1 protein-coding gene is annotated in these 1,423 nt (G+C 55.1%); it reads left to right on the top strand.

Translation table 11 applies throughout. The features are described from left to right. The first annotated feature begins 81 nt into the window (after window positions 1–81). Window positions 82–1,413 carry an IS4 family transposase gene (locus CKW15_RS27785; protein WP_095153085.1) on the top strand — a complete coding sequence of 444 codons (1,332 nt, stop codon included), beginning with the start codon at window positions 82–84 and terminating at the stop codon, window positions 1,411–1,413. The last annotated feature ends 10 nt before the right edge of the window (window positions 1,414–1,423 follow it).

Raw genomic sequence — 1,423 nt, 5'->3', positions numbered from 1 at the left:
TAATGCTGTTCACTTAAGCATTTGAGCTCGCGCAGGGCTTCCTAGAAAATCCGATGCCAGACCTCTGGCATCGGATTTTTTATGTCTGTTCAACAAGACCTGCTCGACCTCGGCGACCTTTTCAACTTCTCTGATCTGAGTACCTTCACTCAAAACATCCCGGTTGAATGGGTAGCTTCAGCGCTTGATCTTTCTGCGCAGGCATCCATCCGGCGACGTCGGTTGCCCACAGATCAAGTCTTGTGGTTGGTGCTGGGTATGGCTTTGTTTCGCGACGAGCCTGTGCACGAGGTCGCGAGACGGCTGAATATCTGCGCTCAAGGTCTGGCGACCGACCATCTGTTGGCCCGCAGCGGTGTGACAGAAGCGCGCAAGCGGCTAGGTTCCGACCCCGTCGAGTGGTTGTTCCGCAAAACCGGTACTCAATGGGGCAGTGAGCGCTATAGCGGTGACGCTTGGCATGATCTACAGGTGTTTGCTGTAGATGGCGCACTTCTGCGCACACAGGATACGCCGGAGCTTCGAGAACATTTCGGCTCCGGAAATACGTCGACTGATCGTCAAACACCGTTCCCCATGATGCGTCTTGTAGCGCTGATGAATGTGCGCTCGCACCTGATTCTGGATGCTCAACTGAGCCCTTATCGCCGCAGCGAAATGCGCTTGGCTGACGAGTTTTTGCAACAGATCCCCGATCACTCGGTAACGCTTTTCGACAAAGGGTTCTGGAGTGCCGACTTGATGCTCAGCCTGAGCGACGTCGGGATTAACCGCCACTGGCTGACCCCGGCACGCAAGAATCTGGTCAGTGAAGAAATCGTCCGTTATGGCAAGCATGATCGCCTGGTACGCATGAAGGTCTCGCCGCAGGCGAGGAAGCGAAATCCGAGCCTCCCAACTCACTGGGAAGTACGCGAAGTCAGCTATGAAATCCAGGGTAAGTTGAAAACCGTCATGACATCATTGCCGGCTAGCACCTACAGCACTATGGCCGTCGCCAAGCTTTACCAGCAGCGCTGGGAAATCGAGCTGGGCTTCAGGGATATCAAAAGCTCAATGCAGCAGAACGCAATGACCTTGCGCAGCAAGAAGATCGACCTGGTTTACCAGGAGGTCTGGGGATTGTTGCTGGCCTATAACGTGATTCGCCGGGAAGCTAGTCAAGCCGCAGTGGCTTTTGGTCGGGTGCCATCGGACATCCGTTTCAAGCCAGCCTGCCAATACATCGCCGTTCAACTGATCGTGATGGCTGCGGCAAATCCGATTTCAGCAACGGGAAGGCGGTTGGCAGAGCTAAGGGCGGGTGTAGGAGGGATGTTTCTGGATCACCGTCCGAGGCCTTCGAGGCCAAGGACGGTGAAGATATCAAAGACCCGGTTTCCGGTGGACCGTAAGGCTGCTCCGCTTAAGTGAACAGCATTAC

The sequence above is a fragment of the Pseudomonas sp. Irchel s3b5 genome, assembly GCF_900187435.1.
GTDB lineage: Bacteria > Pseudomonadota > Gammaproteobacteria > Pseudomonadales > Pseudomonadaceae > Aquipseudomonas.
This window is presented reverse-complemented; position numbering and strand designations above follow the sequence as displayed.

Coding starts and splice junctions, on each gene's coding strand:
- CKW15_RS27785 (WP_095153085.1), top strand. CDS start 82: ATGTCTGTTCAACAAGACCTGCTCGACCTCGGCGACCTTTTCAACTTC.